The sequence below is a fragment of the Martelella sp. FLE1502 genome, assembly GCF_053484255.1.
The window spans coordinates 105407-127489 of the sequence record NZ_JBAKFQ010000004.1 but is presented as its reverse complement, the minus strand read 5'-3'; the positions used below and the strand labels follow the sequence as shown (position 1 = coordinate 127489).

Annotated in this window: 19 protein-coding genes and 3 pseudogenes; 9 read left to right on the top strand and 13 right to left on the bottom strand. The window is 61.0% G+C overall.

Annotation, left to right across the window (positions count from 1 at the left end; translation table 11 throughout):
- Window positions 1-109 precede the first annotated feature (109 nt).
- The 4 genes from V6767_RS05215 to alaS all read left to right on the top strand — a co-directional run bounded on the left by V6767_RS05215 (window position 110) and on the right by alaS (window position 6816).
- Entirely contained in the window at window positions 110-964 is an 855-nt protein-coding gene (locus V6767_RS05215; protein WP_448472476.1) for a MurR/RpiR family transcriptional regulator, read from the top strand.
- A gap of 122 nt (window positions 965-1086) precedes the next feature.
- The gene (locus V6767_RS05210) at window positions 1087-2736 is read left to right on the top strand and encodes a SulP family inorganic anion transporter (RefSeq protein ID WP_448472475.1); all 1650 of its coding nucleotides are present in this window, start codon (window positions 1087-1089) and stop codon (window positions 2734-2736) included.
- Window positions 2737-2934: 198 nt separating this feature from the next.
- The gene (gene recA / locus V6767_RS05205) at window positions 2935-4020 is read left to right on the top strand and encodes a recombinase RecA (RefSeq protein ID WP_448472474.1); all 1086 of its coding nucleotides are present in this window, start codon (window positions 2935-2937) and stop codon (window positions 4018-4020) included.
- Window positions 4021-4161: 141 nt separating this feature from the next.
- Window positions 4162-6816, top strand: a complete 2655-nt coding sequence (gene alaS, locus V6767_RS05200; protein WP_448472473.1) for an alanine--tRNA ligase — start codon at window positions 4162-4164, stop codon at window positions 6814-6816.
- Window positions 6817-6891: 75 nt separating this feature from the next.
- On the opposite strand, the gene dusA is transcribed toward alaS, so the two are convergent.
- Window positions 6892-7902, bottom strand: coding sequence for a tRNA dihydrouridine(20/20a) synthase DusA (gene dusA, locus V6767_RS05195; RefSeq protein ID WP_448472472.1), 1011 nt, complete (start codon window positions 7900-7902; stop codon window positions 6892-6894).
- A gap of 119 nt (window positions 7903-8021) precedes the next feature.
- Between dusA and V6767_RS05190 the strand changes: the two genes are divergently transcribed.
- The 3 genes and pseudogenes from V6767_RS05190 (at window position 8022) to V6767_RS05180 (ending at window position 11106) form a co-directional block, all read left to right on the top strand.
- A complete protein-coding gene (locus V6767_RS05190; RefSeq protein ID WP_448472471.1) occupies window positions 8022-9092 on the top strand; it encodes a tyrosine-type recombinase/integrase in 1071 nt (356 codons plus the stop codon).
- 310 nt (window positions 9093-9402) lie between these two features.
- Window positions 9403-9699: pseudogene (locus V6767_RS05185) on the top strand (biotin synthase BioB); the annotation flags it as partial.
- Window positions 9700-10260: 561 nt separating this feature from the next.
- Entirely contained in the window at window positions 10261-11106 is an 846-nt protein-coding gene (locus V6767_RS05180; RefSeq protein ID WP_448472470.1) for a PrsW family intramembrane metalloprotease, read from the top strand.
- A gap of 32 nt (window positions 11107-11138) precedes the next feature.
- Here V6767_RS05180 and V6767_RS05175 read toward each other — a convergent pair whose 3' ends face one another.
- The 3 genes from V6767_RS05175 to V6767_RS05165 form a co-directional block, all read right to left on the bottom strand.
- Window positions 11139-12275 (bottom strand): MFS transporter, encoded by a 1137-nt coding sequence (locus V6767_RS05175; RefSeq protein ID WP_448472469.1) that lies wholly within the window; start codon window positions 12273-12275, stop codon window positions 11139-11141.
- The gene (locus V6767_RS05170; RefSeq protein ID WP_448472468.1) at window positions 12272-12796 is read right to left on the bottom strand and encodes a TetR/AcrR family transcriptional regulator; all 525 of its coding nucleotides are present in this window, start codon (window positions 12794-12796) and stop codon (window positions 12272-12274) included. The genes V6767_RS05175 and V6767_RS05170 overlap by 4 nt, the downstream gene beginning before the upstream one ends.
- Window positions 12797-12888: 92 nt before the next feature.
- Window positions 12889-13815: an NmrA/HSCARG family protein gene (locus V6767_RS05165; RefSeq protein ID WP_448472467.1), complete on the bottom strand. Its 927-nt coding sequence runs from the start codon at window positions 13813-13815 to the stop codon at window positions 12889-12891.
- Between the two features lie 110 nt (window positions 13816-13925).
- On the opposite strand from V6767_RS05165, the gene V6767_RS05160 reads away from it, so the two are divergent.
- Entirely contained in the window at window positions 13926-14306 is a 381-nt protein-coding gene (locus tag V6767_RS05160) for a winged helix-turn-helix transcriptional regulator (RefSeq protein ID WP_448472466.1), read from the top strand.
- A 15-nt stretch (window positions 14307-14321) separates the two neighbouring features.
- On the opposite strand, the pseudogene V6767_RS05155 reads toward V6767_RS05160, so the two are convergent.
- Window positions 14322-15042, bottom strand: a pseudogene (locus V6767_RS05155) (helix-turn-helix transcriptional regulator).
- A 90-nt stretch (window positions 15043-15132) separates the two neighbouring features.
- Here V6767_RS05155 and V6767_RS05150 point away from each other — a divergent pair.
- Window positions 15133-15531 (top strand): VOC family protein, encoded by a 399-nt coding sequence (locus V6767_RS05150; protein WP_448472613.1) that lies wholly within the window; start codon window positions 15133-15135, stop codon window positions 15529-15531.
- Here the strand turns inward: V6767_RS05150 and V6767_RS05145 are convergent.
- The 8 genes and pseudogenes from V6767_RS05145 to V6767_RS05110 all read right to left on the bottom strand — a co-directional run bounded on the left by V6767_RS05145 (window position 15451) and on the right by V6767_RS05110 (window position 21947).
- Complete coding sequence (locus V6767_RS05145) at window positions 15451-15840, bottom strand: NADH dehydrogenase ubiquinone Fe-S protein 4 (protein WP_448472612.1); 390 nt, start codon at window positions 15838-15840, stop codon at window positions 15451-15453. The genes V6767_RS05150 and V6767_RS05145 overlap by 81 nt on opposite strands.
- A 67-nt stretch (window positions 15841-15907) precedes the next feature.
- Complete coding sequence (locus V6767_RS05140) at window positions 15908-18685, bottom strand: ATP-dependent Clp protease ATP-binding subunit (RefSeq protein ID WP_448472465.1); 2778 nt, start codon at window positions 18683-18685, stop codon at window positions 15908-15910.
- A 52-nt stretch (window positions 18686-18737) separates the two neighbouring features.
- Window positions 18738-19333, bottom strand: a pseudogene (locus tag V6767_RS05135) (ATP-dependent zinc metalloprotease FtsH); the annotation flags it as partial.
- A 96-nt stretch (window positions 19334-19429) separates the two neighbouring features.
- Window positions 19430-19792 (bottom strand): SPW repeat domain-containing protein, encoded by a 363-nt coding sequence (locus V6767_RS05130; RefSeq protein ID WP_448472464.1) that lies wholly within the window; start codon window positions 19790-19792, stop codon window positions 19430-19432.
- A 13-nt stretch (window positions 19793-19805) separates the two neighbouring features.
- Window positions 19806-20057, bottom strand: a complete 252-nt coding sequence (locus V6767_RS05125; RefSeq protein ID WP_448472463.1) for a DNA-directed RNA polymerase subunit omega — start codon at window positions 20055-20057, stop codon at window positions 19806-19808.
- 17 nt (window positions 20058-20074) lie between these two features.
- Entirely contained in the window at window positions 20075-20776 is a 702-nt protein-coding gene (locus tag V6767_RS05120) for an ETC complex I subunit (protein ID WP_448472462.1), read from the bottom strand.
- 83 nt (window positions 20777-20859) lie between these two features.
- On the bottom strand, window positions 20860-21372 hold the full coding sequence (locus V6767_RS05115; RefSeq protein ID WP_448472461.1) for an Hsp20/alpha crystallin family protein: 513 nt from the start codon (window positions 21370-21372) through the stop codon (window positions 20860-20862).
- Window positions 21373-21449: 77 nt separating this feature from the next.
- Complete coding sequence (locus tag V6767_RS05110) at window positions 21450-21947, bottom strand: Hsp20 family protein (RefSeq protein ID WP_448472611.1); 498 nt, start codon at window positions 21945-21947, stop codon at window positions 21450-21452.
- Window positions 21948-22083 lie beyond the last annotated feature (136 nt).

Sequence of the window (22083 nt, the reverse complement as noted above, 5' to 3'; positions counted from 1 at the left end):
TCCAACTCAGACTACGCAATCGCCAAAACCAATTTGCAACAATTCCGTTGTATTCCCGAATTCAGGAATTTATTATTCGTGCCGATCGACCCTTTCGGAAAGGCAGGCCGTGTCCGTCCTCAGCATCATCGAAGCGCAGCTGGAAAGCCTCGCGCCGGCCGACCGGCAGATCGGCGATTTCATCCTCGCCCATCCGGACGAGGTGCTGCGACTGTCGTCCGCAAGCCTTGCCGAGAAGACCGGTCGCAGCCAGTCGAGCGTGGTGAAATTCGCGCAGAAGCTGGGTTTTTCCGGCTATCAGGACATGAAATTCGCCGTCAGCAAGGCCAAGGCCAGCGAATGGCGCGCGCCCGGCGCGCTGCATGCGAGCATAGAGCTTGGCGACAGCCACGCCACGATCGCCCAGAAGCTGATGGCGAGCAAGATGCACGCCATGCAGCAGACGCTCGCCGCCAATGACGAGAGCGCGATTTCTCGGGCGCTGGAAATCACCGATGCGGCGCAGCGCATTCATGTGGCCGGCGTCGGCGCGTCCTCGCTGGTGGCGCGCGATTTCTGCTACAAGCTGCAGAAGCTCGGCCGCTATGCGCTGCATGATTCCGACAGTCACGTGCAGATGGCCAATGTCTCCGCCGCCAGGCCCGGTGATGTGCTGTTCGCGCTCTCCTATTCCGGCGCGAGTATCGAGACCGTGCGGATCGCCGAACTTGCCCGCAAGCGCGCCGTCACCGTGATCTCGCTCACGGGCCCGAAACAGAACGCCATCGCCCGCGTCGCCGATCTCAATCTCTACACCATTGCGGATGAGGAAAAGGTGCGCTCCTCGGCGATCACCGCCCGCGATGCCCAGCTGATGCTGACCGACTTCATCTTCATCCTGCTGCTCCAGCGCCAACAGGACGCCGGCGACTACATTGCCGACAGTGGCGATGCGGTTACGGCGCTGAAGCTTGGCGAGAAATAGCGCGCGCATTCCCTTGGCCAGGAAGCTTCCCCGCTGATTGGCCGGCAGGCCTCCGATTGACGGAATCGCCCACCGGGTGCAATGATCCTGTCGCCCTTCCGCGGCCTTCAGGTGAAATGACCATGCCCACCCGCCTCGTTCCCAAAACCGTCAGCGTTCTGCGCGAAGGTTATTCTGCTTCCCGTCTGAAAAGCGACGCCATTGCCGGACTGACCGTCGCGATCGTCGCCCTGCCGCTGTCGATGGCAATCGCGATCGCCTCCGGCGTCTCGCCCGACCGCGGCCTTTATGCCGCGATCATCGGCGGCTTCTTCGTGTCTCTGCTGGGCGGCAGCCGCCACCAGATCGGCGGGCCGGCGGGGGCGTTCATCGTGCTGGTCGCAGCCTCCGTCGAGCGCCACGGCATTGACGGCCTGCTGATCGCCGTCATTCTCTCCGGCCTGATCATGATCGCGGCCGGCTATCTGAAGCTCGGAGCCTATATCCGCTTCATCCCCTATCCGGTGACCGTTGGCTTCACCGCGGGCATCGCCATCATCATCTTCGCCAGCCAGCTTTCCGCGATCTTCGGCCTCGATCTGCCCGGAAAGGAGCCAGGGCCCTTCGCCGAAAAGGTGGCCTATCTGGCGCAATATGTCGGCACCACCAATATTTCGGCCGTTGCCATAGCGGTGCTGACCATCGCCATCATCGTAGCCGTGAAGCGCTTCCGGCCGGGCTGGCCGGGCATGCTGATCGCCGTTGCCGTTGCAACCCTCGCGGCCTCTGCCCTCAACCTGCCGGTGGAAACCATCGGCAGCCAGTTCGGCGGATTGCCGCGCGGGCTGCAGTCCCCGGCCCTGCCCGCGCTGTCGCTTCAGAAGGTCATCGCCGTGTTGCCCGACGCCTTCGCCTTCGCGCTCTTGGGCTCGATCGAATCGCTGCTCTCCGCCGTTGTCGCCGACGGCATGACCGGGCGCCGGCATCGCTCCAACATGGAACTGGTCGGCCAGGGCGTGGCCAATATCGCCTCCGGCCTGTTCGGCGGCATCTGCGTGACCGGAACCATCGCCCGCACCGCGACCAATGTGCGCGCTGGGGCGACCAGCCCGTTTTCCGGCATGCTGCATTCACTGTTCCTGCTGCTGTTCATGATCGTCGCAGCGCCGCTGGCCCGCTTCATTCCGCTCGCAACCCTTGCCGGCGTTCTGGCGGTCGTCGCCTGGACGATGGTGGAAAAGGCCGCGATCCGGACGCTGCTGCGCACGTCGCGCGGCGATGCCGTCATCCTGCTCGTGACGCTTCTGCTCGTCGTCTTCCGCGACCTGACGGAGGGCATCGTCGCCGGTTTCGCGCTCGGCGCCGTCATGTTCATCGACCGCATGGGCAAGAATGTCGCCGTAAACCCATATTCCGACTACAACACCCGCCCGGAAGCCCCAATCGCCAATACCGATCCCGACACTGTGGTCTACCGCATTTCCGGCGCGTTCTTCTTCGGCGCGGCCGCCACCGTCGGCTCCGTGCTCGACCGGGTGGCCGGCGGCGCGCGCAATTTCGTGCTCGATCTCTCCGATGTCCCTTATGTCGATTCCTCCGCCGCCAACGTGCTGGAGGGCACGATCGGCAAGGCCGAACACAGCAGAGTTCGAGTTCTGCTCGCCGGCGCGACGCCGAGCGTCCGGTCTATCCTCGAAAGCCACGGGATTTCGGAGCCGCGCGTCGCCTATTGCGCCACCCTCGACGAGGCGGCCGCACGAATCGAAGCCGAGAAAAACGAAACGGCGGACTGAGGCGGGTACCACGGGCGCCTTCCTCCTCCCGCAACGCCGTACACAAGCTTTCGAGCGGAAATACATAACCGGAACATTGTTGCCTTTCTATATATAAAACAATGATTTGACGGGGGCTTGCGGATATGGAACAAATGGAGTACAAATATGTAAATTCTGAAATCGTCTAGGCGGCAGCGACAACAAGGGATAAGGTCCATGGCACAGAATTCACTAAAACTCGTCGAGGAAAAATCGGTGAACAAGAGCAAGGCGCTGGAAGCGGCACTTTCCCAGATCGAGCGCTCGTTCGGCAAGGGCTCGATCATGAAGCTCGGTGCCAATGACAGCGTCGTCGAGATCGAAACCGTGTCGACCGGCTCGCTCGGCCTCGATATCGCGCTCGGCATTGGCGGCCTGCCCAAGGGACGCATTATCGAAATCTACGGCCCGGAAAGCTCGGGCAAGACCACGCTCGCGCTGCAGACGGTGGCCGAGGCGCAGAAGAATGGCGGCATTTGCGGCTTCATCGATGCCGAGCATGCGCTTGATCCGGTCTATGCCCGCAAGCTCGGCGTCGACCTGCACGACCTCCTGATCTCCCAGCCCGACACTGGCGAGCAGGCGCTTGAAATCGCCGATACGCTGGTGCGCTCCGGCGCGCTCGACGTGATCGTGATCGACTCGGTTGCCGCCCTCACCCCGCGCGCTGAAATCGAGGGCGAGATGGGCGACAGCCTCCCCGGCCTCCAGGCCCGCCTGATGAGCCAGGCGCTGCGCAAGCTCACCGGCTCGATCTCCCGCTCCAACTGCATGGTCGTCTTCATCAACCAGATCCGCATGAAGATCGGCGTCATGTTCGGCTCGCCCGAAACCACCACCGGCGGCAACGCGCTGAAATTCTACGCCTCCGTCCGTCTCGACATCCGCCGGATCGGCGCGGTCAAGGATCGCGACGAGGTGGTCGGCAACCAGACCCGCGTGAAGGTGGTGAAGAACAAGATGGCCCCGCCCTTCAAGCAGGTCGAGTTCGACATCATGTATGGCGAGGGCGTTTCCAAGACCGGCGAGCTCATCGACCTCGGCGTCAAGGCCGGCATCGTCGAGAAGTCCGGCTCCTGGTTCTCCTATAATAGCGAGCGTCTCGGCCAGGGCCGGGAAAACGCAAAGACTTTCCTGAAGGAAAACCCGGCGATCGCCGACGAGATCGAGCTTGCGCTGCGCCAGAATGCCGGCCTGCTTTCGGAAGGTCTGCTCGATACGGATGAAGACGGCGGCGATGCCACCGGCACCAACGACGACTGAGATCTGTTGTAAGGACATTTCGAGATTTCGACGAAACAGCGGCTTTCTCGGGCCGCTGTTTTCTCTTGTCTGGACAGTATCTTCGCCTGTCGTTAAAAGCCGGGAAACGGACACACCAGAATTCAAAGGGACGTGCGCAGCATGAATGGCGTGAATGAAATCCGGTCGACCTTTCTCGACTACTTCAAGCAGAATGGACATGAAGTTGTCGCGTCCAGTCCGCTGGTGCCGCATAACGACCCGACGCTGATGTTCACCAATGCCGGAATGGTGCCGTTCAAGAACGTCTTTACCGGGCTTGAATCGCGGCCGTACTCGACCGCGACCACCGCGCAGAAATGCGTGCGCGCCGGCGGCAAGCATAACGACCTCGACAATGTCGGCTATACAGCGCGCCACCATACCTTCTTCGAAATGATGGGCAATTTCTCCTTCGGCGATTACTTCAAGGAGCGCGCGATCTCGCTTGCCTGGAACCTGATCACCGGCGAATTCGCGCTTCCCAAGGACAAGCTGCTGGTCACCGTCTACCACGAGGACGACGAGGCCTTTAACCTCTGGAAGAAGATCGCCGGCCTGCCCGACGAGCGCATCATCCGGATCGCGACCTCGGACAATTTCTGGTCGATGGGCGATACCGGCCCCTGCGGCCCCTGCTCCGAAATCTTCTACGATCATGGCGATCATATCTGGGGCGGCCCGCCCGGTTCGCCGGAAGAGGATGGCGACCGGTTCATCGAGATCTGGAACCTGGTGTTCATGCAGTATGAGCAGATTTCCGCCGACCGCCGCGAGAACCTGCCGCGTCCCTCGATCGATACCGGCATGGGCCTGGAGCGGGTCGCGGCCGTGCTGCAGGGCAAACACGACAATTACGACATCGACCTGTTCCGCAACCTCATCGCCGCGTCCGTGGATCTCACCGGCGTCAAGGCCGAGGGCGAGCATCGCGCCAGCCACCGCGTCATCGCCGATCACCTGCGCTCCTCCGCCTTCCTGATCGCCGACGGCGTTCTGCCGTCGAATGAAGGCCGCGGCTATGTCCTGCGCCGCATCATGCGCCGCGCCATGCGCCACGCCGAACTGCTCGGCGCGCGCGAGCCGGTGCTCTACAAGCTTCTTCCTGTCCTGGTCGGCGAGATGGGCCGCGCCTATCCCGAGCTGCATCGCGCCGAGGCGCTGATCTCCGAGACGCTGAAGCTTGAGGAATCCCGCTTCCGCAAGACCCTCGATCGCGGCCTGACGCTGCTTGACGAGGCGAGCCGCGAGCTCAAGAAGGGCGACAGCCTCGACGGCGAGACCGCCTTCAAGCTTTACGACACCTACGGCTTCCCGCTGGATCTCACCCAGGATGCCCTGCGCGCGCGCGGCATCCATGTCGACCTCACCGGCTTTCAGGATGCCATGCACCGCCAGCGCGCCGAAGCGCGCGCCCACTGGCAGGGCTCCGGCGACAAGGCGACCGAGACGATCTGGTTCGAGCTCGGCGAGAAGCATGAGGCAACCGAGTTTCTCGGCTACGATACCGAAAAGGCCGAGGGCATCACCCTGGCGCTCGTCAAGGATGGCGCTTCGGTGGATGCCGCACGCGAGGGCGATGCCGTCGCCGTCGTCGTCAACCAGACGCCGTTTTATGGCGAATCCGGCGGCCAGATGGGCGATACCGGCACGATCCGGACCGACAAGGCCGTTCTGCGCGTGACCGACACGCAGAAAAAGGGCCGCGGACTGTTCGTGCACTACGCCACCGTCGAGAAGGGCGACATCACCCGCGGCGAACCGGTTTCGCTGGAAGTCGATCACGCGCGCCGCTCGCGGCTTCGCGCCAACCATTCGGCCACCCACCTCATACATGAGGCGCTGCGCGAGCGGCTCGGCAACCACGTCGCTCAGAAGGGCTCGCTGGTCGCGCCGGAGCGGCTGCGTTTCGACATCTCGCACCCCAAGCCCCTGAGTGCTGAGGAACTGACCGACGTCGAAAACATGGCCAACGAGATCGTGCTGCAGAACGCCCCGGTCGCAACCCGGCTGATGAGCGTCGACGACGCGATCGCGGAAGGCGCCATGGCGCTGTTCGGCGAGAAATACGGCGAAGAGGTGCGCGTCGTGTCGATGGGTACCGCGACGTCGGGTGAAAAGGCCGGCAAGACCTATTCGCTGGAACTGTGCGGCGGCACCCATGTGCGCGCCACCGGCGATATCGGCCTGATCCGGATCGTCGGCGAAAGCGCGGTCGGCGCCGGCGTGCGGCGCATTGAGGCGCTGACCGGCGTCGATGCCCGGCGCTATCTCACCGACCAGGATGAAAGGTTGAAGGCGCTGGCGGCAAGCCTGAAGGTCCAGCCCGACGATGTCGGCAATCGCGTGGATGCGTTGCTGGACGAACGCCGCCGGCTGGAACGCGAACTCACGGAGGCGCGCAAGCAGCTTGCCCTCGGCGGCACGGGACCGGCCGATGAAGCCGAGAAGATCGGCGATATCAACCTGATCGCCAAGGTGCTCTCGGGCGTGGCGGCGAAAGACCTGAAGGGCATGGCCGACATCGCCAAGACCAACCGCGATCACACCGCCGTCGTCTTCATCGCCGTGGCGGACGATGGCAAGGCAAGCGTCGTCGTGTCGCTGACGGAAGACCTGACGCAGAGGTTCTCCGCGGTCGATCTGGTGCGCGTGGCCTCTGCCGCGGTCGGCGGCAAGGGTGGCGGCGGACGCCCCGACATGGCCCAGGCCGGCGGCCCCGATGGCGCGAATGCCGAGGCTGCGATCGATGCCGTGCGGTCAGCGCTCGCCGGCTAAGGCCGGCAACGGTCTACTCGAAACCTTGCGGGGGTCTTGTGACGCTCCGCTTCGCGTCTGGATCAAGCGGCCGGATCAGGCCGCTTTTTCATCCAGCGCAACGGCATCGAACGCGCGCGCGATCACCTCCGGCCCCGCGCCCGGCTTCGTCGCCTCGGTTGAAAGGATCTGGCGATAACGGCGCGCGCCGGTATGGCCGCTCATCAGGCCAACCATATGGCGCGTGATCTGGGAAAGCCGGGTGCCCGCGGCCAGTTCCCGCTCCGCATAGGCCATCATCGCGTCGCGCAGCGCTTCCCAGTCCAGCGCCCGGCGCGGCTCGCCGAACAGTCGATGATCGACGTCAGCCAGTATTGCAGGCGTCTGGTAGGCCGCCCGCCCCATCATTACGCCATCGACTTTTTCGAGATGGGCCTCGGCCGCATCCATGGTCAGGATGCCGCCATTGATGCCGATGAAGAAATCGGGATGCCGCGCCTTCATGGCATAGACGAGCGGGTAGTCGAGCGGAGGAACCGAGCGGTTTTCCTTGGGGCTGAGCCCCTTCAGCCATGCCTTGCGGGCGTGAATCCATAGCGCATCGGCCCCGGCGCCCGCCATCCGGTCGACGAAATCCGGAAGCACCGCATAGGGATCCTGATCGTCCACGCCGATCCGGCATTTGACCGTGACCGGCACCGAAACAGCCGCCTTCATCGCCGAAACCGCCCGTTCCACGACCTCGGGCGTCTTCATCAGGCAGGCGCCGAACGTACCGGACTGAACGCGGTCCGACGGGCACCCGACATTGAGATTGATCTCGTCATACCCGAAATCGCTGCCGATCGCCGCCGCCTCCGCAAGCTTCACCGGATCGGACCCGCCAAGCTGCAGCACCACGGGATGCTCCACCGGCGAAAAGCCCAGCAGCCTCTCGCGATCGCCATGCAGCACTGCATCGGCCACGATCATCTCCGTATACACCTGCCCGCGCGTCATCATCTGCCGATGAAAAAACCGACAATGCCGATCCGTCCAATCGATCATGGGTGCCACGGCAAAGCGGGAAGCTCCTACAAACTCTTGTTTTTTAGTTTTTTCAGACACTTATAGAAATCCTATTTCTGTCTCTTTTCCGCTCGTTCGGTACCAAACCCGTCGATTTCGACACTGGACTTGGTACAAAGTACCAAATAAAGTTTCGTGTACCAAATCAGGAGATCACCATGGGCTCAATCAGAACACGCAAACGAAAAGATGGCAGCAGCAGCTACCTTGCCCGCTTGCGAGTGATGCGAGAGGGGACGTCCTATCACGAGACCAAGACTTTTGACAGACGCCCAGCTGCAGCCGCATGGATAAAGAAACGCGAGAAAGAGCTGGCCAGACCTGGCGCGCTGGAGGAGTTAAACGCATATGACCCGCCGCTGTCCAAGGCCATCGAGCGCTATACCGAAGAAGCGGTTAAAGAAATCGGACGCACGAAGGCACAAGTCCTGAAGACCATCTCGACCTATCCGATCGCCGACATGCCCTGCTCCGCCATCAGGTCGAAGAATATCATCGAATTCCTTCAGTCCCTTCCCGGGCAACCACAAACCGTCGGGAATTACGCAAGCCACCTCGCCTCCATATTTGCCATCGCGCGGCCGATGTGGGATTTCCGACTTGACGACAGGGAAATGAGAGACGCCGTCACGGTGGCGCGCCGCATGGGGATCATCTCCCGTTCGGCACAGCGGCACCGCAGACCCACCCTCGACGAACTCGACCGCTTATTGACGCATTTCATCGATCGGCGCCGAAGAACACCTCAGGCCATGCCAATGCACAAGGTGATCGTTTTCGCTCTTTTCTCGACCCGCCGACAGGCAGAGATCACCCGCCTCACCTGGGCAGATTTCCAGAAACAACACAAACGTATTCTGGTCCGAGACATGAAGCACCCGGGTGAGAAGCTCGGCAATGATACATGGGTCGACCTGCCCGACGAAGCCATCCGTATCATCGACAGCATGCCCAAGCGTAAATCGGAGATATTCCCCTACTCCCCGGATGCAATCACAGCGAACTTCACGCGGGCTTGCAAGCTGCTTGGAATTGAGGACTTGCACTTCCACGATCTGCGCCATGACGGCATCTCGCGCCTGTTCGAGATGGGCTGGAACATCCCGCATGTCGCAGCGGTCAGCGGACACAGGTCCTGGGTAAGCCTGAAACGCTATACGCATATCCGTGAGACCGGTGACAAATATGCCAATTGGCCGGGCTTGCAGATCGCGAGCGAAAACGAGTGAACGCCCCCCGCGAGGTCGTTCAGCTTGTCTCTTTGAGATCACTCTGATGAGACATGCTCCCGAATACCTTGTTGCCACTTCTTTTTTCGGGAATCGGTCGCCCCGAAGCAAGATTTCGTTTCAAGTTGCTACTAGCCTCTACACGTCAAACATTCCGGCTCAGGATGTAAAAAACGCGTCTTGCCCCTCTGCTCACACAGAAAATCAAAGCAATTCCGTCAAAAATTAAATAGCAGAGATGTTAAAGCAGACGCCCCAAAAAGCATCGCAGCCTCTGCCCTTCTATCAAAAGTACGTAAACGTCTCACTGGGCGTGCCGGTGCAGAAAACCGCAAACCCGGTCGATCCGTTCGCGCTCGTCCGTCTGGTGGCGCTCGCGCGCATCCTGATGCTCGCCTCCGTAGGGCGGCTCTCCGCCGGACGCACGGAGATGAGCGATGAGTTGCAGGCGCTCTGCTTCCTTGCCGGGGCTAACTCGATCTTTATCGGCGACCAGTTGCTGACGACGGCGAACCCAGCGGCTTTGAAGGATCACTATCTGTTGCAACGGCTCGGCATGCATGTGGCGCCGGGCGGGCCACAAGGCTCTGCCATGGCGGCCGAGTAGCTCAATCGCGCAGGATTCGGGCGATGACTTCTACCCCCGAACGATCTCGGGTTCGTCTAGCGCAGCATAGCCGAGGCGAATACTAGGCGAGAGCAGTTTGGAGAGCGTGCCTACGTGGACCAGCGACATATTCGCAGGGGCGTGGACCTCGCACGGCAGGACCGGGCGGCCGGCAAAGCGGTATTCGTGATTGTAGTCGTCCCCAATCAGCGCAACGCCGTGACGATCGACCAAATCCAGTAGCTGTGGCCGCCGCGCCCATAGTCATCCTGGCCGGATACTGGTGATGGGGTCTGACATAAACGGCAGCGATGAGCGAACACAGGAAATGTGCGAAATCGCTTACAGGCTGCGATTGGATTGCCTTGAGGGTCATAACCGTACCCTTGCCCGTGCCGGATGGAGTTCGACACCCACTTGTATAGCAATATGTGCACTCAATTTGTTGAAACACTGCTCAGAAGGGTCGAAAGCGGTAGCCCTCACGGCTATACGAGCCGAATTAAATTCATATGTACCTGCAATATTTCGAGGTTCGTTTCGAAAGGCTTTGATATTACGATGACTTGGTATGTGGCTCATCGCTGCCGCGTCTGTCCTCTGTCAGCGGCAGGACTTGCCTGGCTCACATCTCTGGTTTGGATCTACACGAAAGTTGGCCTGACCGGTTTTGCATCCGGCGTTGCGCTATCGTTCCTCGTCACGGTGCCGGTGTTCGCAACGATCATGTGGTTGGGACAGAGGGCACCAGAAAGGCGGTGGTTGCTGTTGTCGTCCTTCCTGTGGGGCGCTGCTATTGCCCCGTTTTTCTCCCTGATATCACAGGAAAGCCTGCAGGCCCTGGCCGACAACCTTGTCGGGCCGACATTCGGCCACTGGTTCCGGCCGCTGGTCATAACACCCGTGACGGAAGAAGCGTTCAAGGGCCTCTTCCTGCTGTGGCTGCTGATATCGCGCCGGTCGGATTTCCGTGGGCTGCTGGACGGGATCGTGCTGGGAGGGATGATCGGTGCGGGTTTCGCCTTCACCGAGCAGATCTTGTATTTCGGTAATGTCATGGTCACCTATCTGGGCAGCGCGGCGACTGACAGCGCAGCAACGACGACATTCGTCATGAGTCTCGTCTTGCGCGGCGTCTTGGTGCCGTTCATGCACCCCTTCTTTGTTGCGTTTATCGGTCTGGGCGTTTCATACGCTGCCGCCGTGAAGGACCGGTCTCGGCAATTGGTCGGGGTGATTGTCGGCTTTCTGTTTCCCATCTTGCTGCATGGACTTTGGGACTGGGCCGGTCTGGCCGCCAATGACCGGTTTCTCATCTTCAAAATCTATGCGTTCGTGATGGTTCCCCTGTTTTTCGGGCTGGTGGCTTTCGCGCTGGTTCTGCGCCGCAGGCAACCTGCTTTTTGAACAGGCATCAAAGAACAGGAGAGATGCTGAGTTTACGCTGAGGCGGCGGTAATGTTGCTGCCAGTTCGAAAAAAACCGGCCAACAGTGCGAGGATGGCGAAACAGGTCACTGCCATTCCGGTGCCATAGCCTGTCATCAGGATCCCGAATACCGGCGCGCCGACGGTTTGGCCGATGGCGATGGTCAGGAACCCGATCGTCAGACCGGTCGCGGGCCGGTCTGGCAAGGCATGCACGCCCCAGATCAGATAGACGCCTGTCAGCATCATATAGGCAGCGCCAAAAAGCGCTCCGCCGATCAGCGCAAAAGCGGGGCCTGCGACATTCGATCCGGCTGCGATGACGCCGCCTGCCATGAGCCACAGAAAGGCCCGATGGACCCGATCGAGGCCGAAGCGGGCGACTAGGTGACCGGCCAAGGCGCCGGTGACGCCGCCCGCACCGATTGCGCTCCACAGGGCGGCGGCTCCCGTCAGTCCCCAGTTCAGCCGCTGCGATACAAGCTCGCCGCCAAAGGACCAGAGCGCGGTGCTCGCCGCCCCCATCAGAAAGGCGGCAAGGACAAGACGCAGCACAGCGCCGGTCATTGGCGGCAAACCACCCACGCCCCTACCCTTGCGTGCGCCGGGCAGCGATAGTGCAGCGGCGATTGCGAAAACCGCGGCAATGAAGGCAAAGACACCGAAGGCCAGCCGCCATTGCCCGGAGATTGCCAGAGCAATCGACGCCGAGAGGACCACGCCGGCACTTGTCCCCGCATTGATGGCGGTGTTGGTCATGTCCTGCCGGTTTTTCCGGACCGCAGCCGCAACAGCCGCGGCCATTGCCGGTGAGGCAAGACCGGTGCTCGACCCGGCTACCACGACGGCAACGGCCAGAACAAGCGGGTTCGGCGCGAGTGCGATGCCTGCCATGCCGAGAGCGGCAACCACGCCTGCCGCTGTGGCGACCGCACGGGCGCCAATCCGCTCGGTCAGGGCGGCGGAAGTGATGATGGCGATGCAATAGGCGGCAAAAGCGCCGCCGGAGATCACGCCGCTGAGAGCGGGGCCAAGGCTCAGTTCGGCACTGATTTGCGGCAGGAACAGGCCGAAGGCAAAACGGGCAAAGCCATAGCAGACCGCGATCAGACCGAAGCCCACGGCGCCGACAAGAAGAGCAGGGTTCATTGGCGCGCCGCCTCCAGCAAAACAGCGGCCGCCGACCGGGCAGCGGACACGGCCTCATCCCCGCGATAGGCCGCGGCATGGGTCGCCCCTTCAAAGAGGATGAGCAGCTGATCGGCCAGGGCCGGATCGGCATGGCCAAGCTCGGCGGAGACAATATCGCCAATCCGTTGCCGCAATGCCGCCTTGTGCGCGGCGACCGCCTCATAGATTTCCGGAATGTCACCGCCGGTCTCGGCAAGGGCGCGAAGGAACAGGCAACCCCGCATCCCCTCGCTCCGGATCCAGTCCGCAAGAGCGGCAAAGAGCGCATCCACGCTCTCCACCTTCATCCTCGCCATGAACCGCCGGTCACGTTCCGCAAGCACCCGCACCATGAGCTGGGCCTTGCTGCCGGCATGCTTGTAGAGCGTCCGGCTCGACATTCCCGCGGCCGCCGTCAGCAGGTCCATCCCTGTCCCCATATAACCGTGGCGGTCGAAAAGCTGTTCGGCGGCGACCGTGAGCCTGGTCGTTATGTCCATGGTCATCTTCCCTCGTGAAACGGAGGAAGATGTAAAACGATCGTTTTACTTATTCAAGTCCATGGAGGCCAAAAGCAATGAAACCGGCGTCTTCATCGCCCCGCCCCGGTACTGCCGCCGGATATCGCCGCGGCGGTACCGGGACCTTGCAAGGTGGCATCGAGCGCCGCGCGACCGCTTCCGGCAAGCCAGGACCGAAACGAGAGCAGTTCGGGATTGAGTTCACGCATGAGGTCGAAATCGACCTGTTCTGCAAGCGGGCCGTTTTCCAAACTTGATGCCATCTGCGCCAGATCGGCATTGGCGGCCAGAATCTCATCGGGAAACCGGGCATAGGCGATGGGCCTGCCTGCAACCTCGGTGAACGCGGCGGCCAATTCGTGGCCGGTCACCCGGTCGCTGGCGATTTTCATCGCCACGCCTGCAAACCGGGCCTTGTCCGCGAAGATCGCAGCGACAATCTTGCCGATGTCTTCCACGGCGATGAGCTGCATTGCGTGATCGGGACGGATCAGCGAGACGAGCCGCCCTTCCTCCAGTCCGAAGTCGGGCCGGACCAGCATTTCCATGAAGATCATCGGCCGGACAATGGTTGCGGCAAGCGGCAGATCACGGATATGCGCCTCGATACGCGGTTTGGCATCGAAGCGCGGAATACCGGTCAGTTTCTCACCGACGCTTGCGCCCGAGGAATAGACGAAATGGTCGACCCGGCTCTTTGCGGCGAGATCGGCGATGGTTTTCCCGTATCGGACCTCGTCTTGCGCCGACAGGGTGCCGGGCAGCACGCTGAAGACGCCATGGACGCCCTTCATTGCGGCCTCGATTGTCGCGGTTTCTTCGAATGACCCGCGCATGAGTTCGGCACCGGCCTGCTGCAAGGCAAGCGCGGCCGGTTTGGAAGGATCGGACACGAAGGCTCGGACAGGCCATCCGGCCTTCAGCAATGCTCTGGCCACCGATCCGCCCTGCCGCCCGGTGGCGCCGAAAACCAGAATGGAATGTCGATCATGTGTCATGGGTTACCCTCGCGTTGAACAAGGGCTATCCATATATACGGTTTTCGCCGGGCCGGAAGACGGCACATTTCTGAGCCTCAGGCACAAGAATGTAGCTTTTGGAGACAATCATGACCGACAAAACCGAGGATGGCGGCTCCTTCAGGCCATATCCATCCAATGGCATTTGCGCAAAACTGGGCGACAAATGGACCGCTCAGGTGCTCTGGCAGCTGTCACACGCCGACGGGCAAAAGCTGCGCTACTCCGCGCTTAAATCCGCCATGGATGGAATCACTCAGCGTATGCTGACGCTGACCCTGCGCAATCTCGAACGGGACGGTCTGGTGGCCCGTCATTCCTTTCCCGAGGTGCCGCCACGCGTCGAATATGAATTGACCTATATGGGCGCGGACTTGTTACGTGCGCTCGAAGGCGTCAACGCCTGGATATGGGATAATCTGCCGCGCGTTGAGGAAAGCCGGCGAAACTACGATCATGCTGACAACTGACTGACCCGGTTGCGGTCACTCGGGTTCGCTGCCTTGTCGGGCCTTGAGAGCGGACCTGACACCTTCCCTTGTCTTCTGCCATAGCTCAAGCAGTTCGCGGCGACGCCGTGGCGGTTTACGTTCCAGAACCCTGATCCCGGACATGCGCTCGGCGCGAAAATGGCGGATGGCATCGCGCTCTTCGCACCAGGCGATCAACAGGCAATGCGTATCGTCATAGCCGAGAAGGATCGGCCAGACGCTGCGCTCGCTGACGGTGCCTTCCAGAGAGCGGTAAGTGAAGGCCAGCACCCGTCCCCGCCGAAGCGCGTCGCGCAGCAATGTCGTATCCGGCCTCTCCTCCTGTGGCGTGACGTCAGCGGGACGTATGCCCAGTGTCGGCTGTTCCAGCACGAAACGGCTACCTTCAGGCAAGGCAAACCGGATCTTTGACAAGGCATCCTGCGCCAGCCGGGCAAGCGCCTGATCGGGATGCCGGGCGACCCATTGCGCGCCGAGCGCAAGCGCCTCGGCCTCTTCGGGGCTCAGCGCCAGCGGCGGCATCTCATAGTCTCAGCACATATCCAAGGCCCGCTTCGCCCTGGATCGGAACTCTTTGACCAATCAGTTCGGCAATATCCCGGTAGACCGTGCGCCGCGACACCTCGATCTCTGCCGCAATCGCCGCAGCCGTGACCGGCCGCGATGTGCGGCGCAGGATTTGAATGATCTGAAAAAGACGGTCGGCGCTGCGCATTCTGGACTCCTGTTGCCACAATGCTGGCAGCAGCGCTCATTTACAAGGCTCCTTCTCCGATCGTCGATCGCTTCCAAACAGGAGACCAAAATGAAATTCGCCTCTCTTCGCCTCATCGCGCGGGACATCAATGGCCTTGTCGCCTTTTATGAAATGGTTACCGGCTTGAAGGCCGAATGGCTGGCGCCCGTCTTTGCCGAAATCGTGACGCCATCGGCGGCTCTCGCCATCGGCAGCGCCGACACCGTCGCGCTTTTTAAGGAAGGGACGGCGGAGCCCGGGGCCAATCGTACCGCCATCATCGAACTGCAGGTGGCCGATCTGGATGCCGAGTTCGAGCGACTGAAAGGACTTGTTGAGATCGTTCATCCGCCGAAGCTCCTGCCCTGGGGCAACCGGACCTTCCAGCTACGCGACCCGGAAGGAGCGTTGATCAGCCTCTATATGCCGGTAACCGATGCGGCCAAGGCGCGTTTCGGAAACCGCTGATACTGATCGATTTTTATCCGGCTCGGTGCGCACACTATGCTGCCAGCCGTTTCGGCCCGCGAGGGCGATCCCGCTATCGAGATCAGGGAATGTCAAGCAGATGGGACGATAGGGATCGTCATTTGCGGTCCAGCCCACAAGAAGCCCGACGGCCGACGCTCGAGCCGACTCAAACCCGAGTATCCAAAATTGCCGCCTAATTGGGATGGAGCGACCCGTCCTGTAGATCAACGCTGTCAGCACGTTGGGAGGTGTCAGGCCAGTTCCGAGGATTTTCGATAGAAACGGGGCGCTGTTGTGTCCTTTCATGATGGTTTTCACCTCTTTTCGGGTTGCGGCACCGGCGGCGTCAACGCCGCCGGTGCGAGAGCGATCATTAGGCGGCAGGCTCAGCCTCTTCGCCATCGCGATCGCCGGGCTTGTCGGGGGCTCCGGTCTCTCCTGCGCTCTCCAGCTTTTCAAACTTGATCTTCCGATCATCCACGGCCCAGGTGACGCGTACCTTGTCGCCGTCCTCGATCCGGCCTGAAAGCATCTCGCGGGCGAGCTCGGTTTCCAGTTCCGACCGGATTAGCCGTCGCAATTCGCGGGCTCCGAACTCCGGCCGGAAGCCCACCGCTCCGAAATGCTCCGCAACGCTTTTGTCGTAGTCGAGTTCGACCCCTTGAGTCATCGCCGTGCGAGCGACACGGGCCAGTTGCAGCTCGACGATCTGCCGAATTTCCGACTGGTTCAGCGAATGGAAGACGATGATCTCGTCGATCCGGTTGATGAACTCGGGCCGGAAATGAACGCGCAGAACGTCCATCAGTTCGGCCTTCTGCCCGGCCTCGTCGAACTCCTTGGTTCCGCGCTTGCGAAGGTTGCGCTGGATGATGTCGGAGCCGAGGTTAGACGTGGCAATGATGATGGTGTTGGTGAAATCCACCACGCGACCCTTGCCATCGGTCAGGCGGCCTTCATCGAAGACCTGAAGCAGGATGTTATATACATCCGCATGCGCCTTCTCGATCTCGTCGAGCAGCACGACAGAATATGGCCGGCGCCGGACCCGTTCCGTCAACTGCCCCCCCTCGTCGTAGCCGACATAGCCCGGCGGGGCGCCAATCAGCCGCGCGACCGCGTGACGTTCGCCATATTCGGACATGTCGATGCGGATCATTGCGTCCTGATCACCGAAGATCGTCTCGGCCAAGGTCTTGGCCAACTCGGTCTTGCCTACGCCGGTCGGGCCGAGGAACAGGAAGGTTGCGGTCGGGCCGGAGCCCTCGCGCAGTCCGGCGCGCGCCAGTCGCACGGCATCGGCAACGGCATGAATGGCCTCTTCCTGGCCGATTACACGCTCATGCAACTTTTCCTCTAGCTTCAGGAGTTTTTCGCGCTCTTCCGTGGTCAGTTCGCTCACTGGCACGCCCGTCAATTTAGAGACGATCTGCGCCACGTGGTCGGCGCGTACCTCGGCCGTGGCAGAGGCCCGGTCTCGCTTCCAGGTCGCCATCAATTCGTCGAGTTCGACCTGTTTCGCGTCCAGTTCCTTCTTTAGCTCTCCAGCGCGGTCGAATTGCTTGCGACCGGCGGCGTAGTCCTGTTCGCGCCTGATCTGAGCGACCTCAGCTTCCAGTTCCTGCACGTCGACGGGTCGCGCGGTGGCGCTGATCTTCACCCGGGCGGCGGCCTGGTCTATCAGGTCGATGGCCTTGTCGGGCATGAAACGGCCGGTGACGTAGCGGTCGGAAAGCTCGGCTGCTGCGACGATGGCCTCGTCGGTAATCGTCACCTTGTGGTGGCTTTCCAGCGTGTCGCGAAGGCCGCGCAGAATCATGATCGTCTGTGCCACCGTCGGCTCGTCCACATATACCGGCTGGAAGCGGCGCTCTAGCGCGGCGTCCTTCTCGATATATTTCTGGTACTCGTTCAGTGTGGTCGCACCGATCAGATTCAACTCGCCACGAGCCAGTGCCGGCTTGAACGTATTGGCGATGTCCAGCCCACCTTCGCCGCCGCCCTGTCCAGCTCCGACGATGGTGTGGATCTCGTCAATGAACAGGATCATGTCGGCCTTGTTGGCCTCGATCTCTTTCAGGATCTTCTGGACCCGCTCCTCGAACTCGCCGCGATACTTGGACCCGGCGACCATCGAGTTGATATTGAGCTCGACCAGCCGCTTGTCGCGTAGCGCCTCGGGCACTTCCCCCGCGACGATGCGCTGCGCCAGCCCCTCGATGATTGCAGTCTTGCCGACACCGGGTTCGCCGATCAGCACCGGATTGTTCTTCTTGCGACGCGCCAGAACCTCGATCGTCGTCTCGATCTCTCGCGCCCGGCCGATCACCGGGTCAAGCTTGCCCTCGCGCGCCAACTTCGTCAGATCGCGGCTGTATTCATCGAGATCGGGAGTGCTCGATGGGGTCTCGACGCGGCCTTCCTCGGCCCCCTGACCGACGGCCTTCGTCACCTGTTGGCGTAGCGCCTGCGGCGTCAGGCCCAGCCGGTTCAGGATGCTCGACGCCACGCCCTCACCCTCTTCGGCAAGGCCGATCAGCAGGTGTTCGGGGCCGACATAGGAATGGCCCAACTCGTTTGAGGCTATGAAAGCGCGGTTCAGCGCATCTTTGACCCGCGGGCTGACCCCGATCTCGCGATCCTCGTGAGTGGCGTCGCCCTTCTTCGCCTCGCGCTCGATTTGGCGGCGTAGATCGTCGACGTCGATCTTGACCTGCCCCAACACCGTGCGGACAACGTCGGAGCCGGTCAGCGCCAGCAGAAGGTGTTCCGTATCGACCTCGGTGCGGCCGAATTCGTGCGCTTTCTGGCCCGCCTGTTGCAAAAGCTTGTTAGCCTGTTCGCTCAAGCGGTCGGCAATATTGATGCCGCCGCGCCGCGCGCCGCGTCCCACCTGTCGGATCGGGACGGCTTGCCCCTGATCCTCGCCCAAGCGGTCGAAAAGGCCACCGCTATCGCCGAAGAATTCATCGAAGAGCGAGCGTCCGCTGAATAGGGATTCCAACGGCGATGCGCTGCGGCCCTGCCGTCGGGCGATCCTGCGGTAGTCCTCGTCGCAAAGCTCCATCACCTTGCGTTCACCGTTTGCAGAGACCTGCGCACGAAAGCTGGCAGGTCGGGATTTGCAGATATCACAGATGCCATTTGCCATTTTCTACCTCCGTCAGGTTCCCAGTCGAACAATCCGGGCTGGGTCTATGTTTTCAGGCCGCTTCTCCCTTCTTCGCGCGGACCTGTTCTGCGATGGCCCGAAGGTCGGGCTCATTCAGCGTCTCGCGGTCGAGCAGATCGCGCGACGTTCCCTCCAGCAGCGCCCGGTTCGCCTCAAGAAGCGCGACCGTACGCGCGAAGATGTCATCGATGATTGCCTTGACAGCTACATCCATCCGCTCGGCCGTTGCCTCGCTGTGGCGGCGGTTGAGCCAAGCGGATTGATCACCCGTGCCAAGGAAGCCGGGCCGCTCGTTGTCATAGCTGACATGGCCCAGATCGGGGTCCATGCCGTAGCGTGCGACCATGCACGGGCGATGTCGGTCGCCTTCACCAGGTCATCCGCGGCACCAGTCGAGAGGTGATCGTAGATGACCTTCTCGGCCGCGCGCCCGCCCAGAAGAACGGCAATCTTATTTTCCAGCTCCTCGCGGGTCATCAGAAAGCGGTCCTCGGTCGGGCGCTGGATGGTGTAACCGAGCGCGCCGATCCCGCACGGGATGATCGAGACCTTGTGCACGGGATCGCTCCCGAGCAGCACCATTGCGACCAGCGCGTGCCCCATTTCATGATGCGCGACGATTTCCCGCGTCACTACACCAACTCCGCTAGCAACAAGGACCGCAAGGCTCTCACCAAGAAGTTTGCCCGCCCCCTATAACGAGAGGACGGGCACGATACGCTATCAAGTCTTCAATGCGGAATTCCCTCCATCATCTCGCCAGCGTCGCCAGACCGGAAACGCAATTGCAAGAATACTGAAGACAAACTGAACGGCCAAAAATGGTACGGTTACCTCCATGAAGAATATCCATGGGATAAAGGCGGCCCAAATGCCAGCAGCCATGCGCAGCCAATCGAACTCCTCACGCTTTCGCCAAACCGCAAGAGCACTTAAAACGGCAATCAGCCCCCCCATCGAAACCGAACACCAGAATGCCGCACCGGCGATTTCCGCGTAAAATGCTAGCCCGACAAGACAAACACCTGCCAGAAGGCTGATGATTTCGCCCAGTTTTTCGTTATCAGATAGCCAGTTCCTGTTCATTTCACGCCTCCCATTAATCCCGAGTTGGCCGCATCAATGACAATTGTCGTGGTTTGGTGGCAGAGAGAAAATTAGTCAGATCATCCTCGCTGATTGCACGACTTGCTATTTCCTTCATCGCCAGTTCGGCCAGTGAGCACTCAGCATCATCGACCAATGGCTGCGCACCGGCTTTCAACGCATGCCCGCGCGCGCTTGCGGCCAGAACGAGGCCGAAATGATCCGGCACGACCTTTTTCGCATCTATTACGATATATGGATTCATCACTCCACCTCCTTTCCTCACGCGGCCACGGCCTGATCGATGTGCCCTTCCAATGCCCGCAATGCCCTCTCAATCTCTTCGGTGAGCGGAGGGAGATCGGGGACCGGCATGCCATCGGTGCTGGCCTGATCCTGTAGGTATTCGTCATAGGCCCAGTTCATCAGGATCGAACGCCGTGCCTCTATCGGTAGCGATGCGTCCCGCGCCACTTCCATCGGTGAGCGTCCGTCGGCTCCGCCGACAGGGTCGCCACGCTCTGTCGCCTTCGCCATTGCCTCGCGATAGGCCACGCGGTGGCGATGAAGAGCGAGCCGTTCCAGCGTCGCATCGGAAAAGGCCGCCACGGCTCGGCCCGATCGCGCCGTATCTTTCTGCCTTGTATCGACGGACGGATGTACCGCATAGGCAACGCCCATCCGCTCGGCATGCCGAACCGCCGCCTCCAAGGTTGGAAATTCAAGCTCAATCTGCTGCAGTGTGTCGGCACTCGCGGTCCAGCCCATCACCGGCTCGATTGTACGCGGCCGGCGCGGTTCAAACCGCAGCCGCCATTTCCTCGTGCGTGCTTTGCCAGACGTCGTTGCCGATCGGGCCGGTTTGAAGATGCGCGCAACCGCATCCTCGGGGAAGATCGAACCGCCGAAAAGCGGACTTGTCGCACTCCCCGGCCTGAAACCGGTATGTGTTTTCGGTGTAAACTGTCCCAGTATCACATTCATGCTTGCGCTCTCCATTCTCAATGAAGCACACCCGGCCGCCGCAAGCGCGACGGCCGGAACGCTGAAGCTTGGCGACAACGGCCTTAACCGTTGATCGCTATGCGCTTGACCTGGGCCTGCGCCTTTTCGGATTTGGGCAGGGTAATGTTCAGAACGCCATTGGCGAACTTCGCATCGATCTTACTTTCATCGACTTCGACGGGTAGAGGAATCCGCCGTTCAAAGTGCCCGTAGAAGTGCTCTGAGAACTGACGGTCCTGATCCTCGTTCTTAGCGGTTTTCTCTCCGCGTATGGTGAGGACTCCGTTGTCGAGCAGCAGTTCGACATCCTTTTCCTCCATACCCGGCAGTTCGACGTTCACGCGGATTTCCTTGTCGGTCTCGGAAACCTCAACACTCGGCCAACCGCCGACACCGCCTTTTCCTGACCCGACAAAAGCTGGCAGACGACCATCGAAGGATCGCCAGAAATCATCGAAAAGACGGTCGAATTCACGATGGAAAGCAACAAAGGGATCGCTGCTTTCATTGCGCCAGGACGCAAGAGCCTGTTCGTCGCGGCCCTTGGCCCACGGGATCAAATCACGTACAGACATCTAAATTCTCCTTTCTGTTTTCTGGGTTGCCTCGAGAACGCGCCGGACACCCGGCGCGCCCACCGTTACGCCGCACCTCAGGCCGCAACAGGTTCTGCCTTGGTTTTACGCGCGGTTTCGATCTGCGGCACCTGTTTGCCCGGCAGGGTTTCCTGCGTCGCGATTTCAATCCGGCGCGGTTTCAGCGCTTCGGGAACCTCGCGCTTCAGCGCGATGGTCAACAGGCCCTTATCAAGACGTGCGCCTTCGACCCGCACATGGTCGGCAAGTTCGAAACGGCGCTCGAACGCATTGCCAGCAATGCCACGGTAAAGATAGCTCTGGCCATCCTCAGGCGCTTCCTTGCGTCCAGAGATAACCAGCATATTGCCGTTCTGGGTGAGGGTCAGTTCGTCCTCGGTAAAACCGGCCACCGCCATATCGATGCGGTAAACGTCTTCACCGTTCTTGACGATGTCATAAGGCGGCCATGTATCGAGTGTTTCCACCCGGTTTGCGGCCTCCAAGGCGTCGAGCATACGATCAAAGCCGATGCTCGAACGGAACAGGGGAGAAAAATCTACTCTGGTTGCCATAACCATATCCTCCTTTTGAAGCAACATGGATACTGACGTTGGATACGCTTTGTTTTCCGCGCATCCAGTGGCCCAACCCCTTGCATGGGCGATTGAGCATTAGTTCATTTAGAACAGCGTGTTAGTCTTTCAAGAT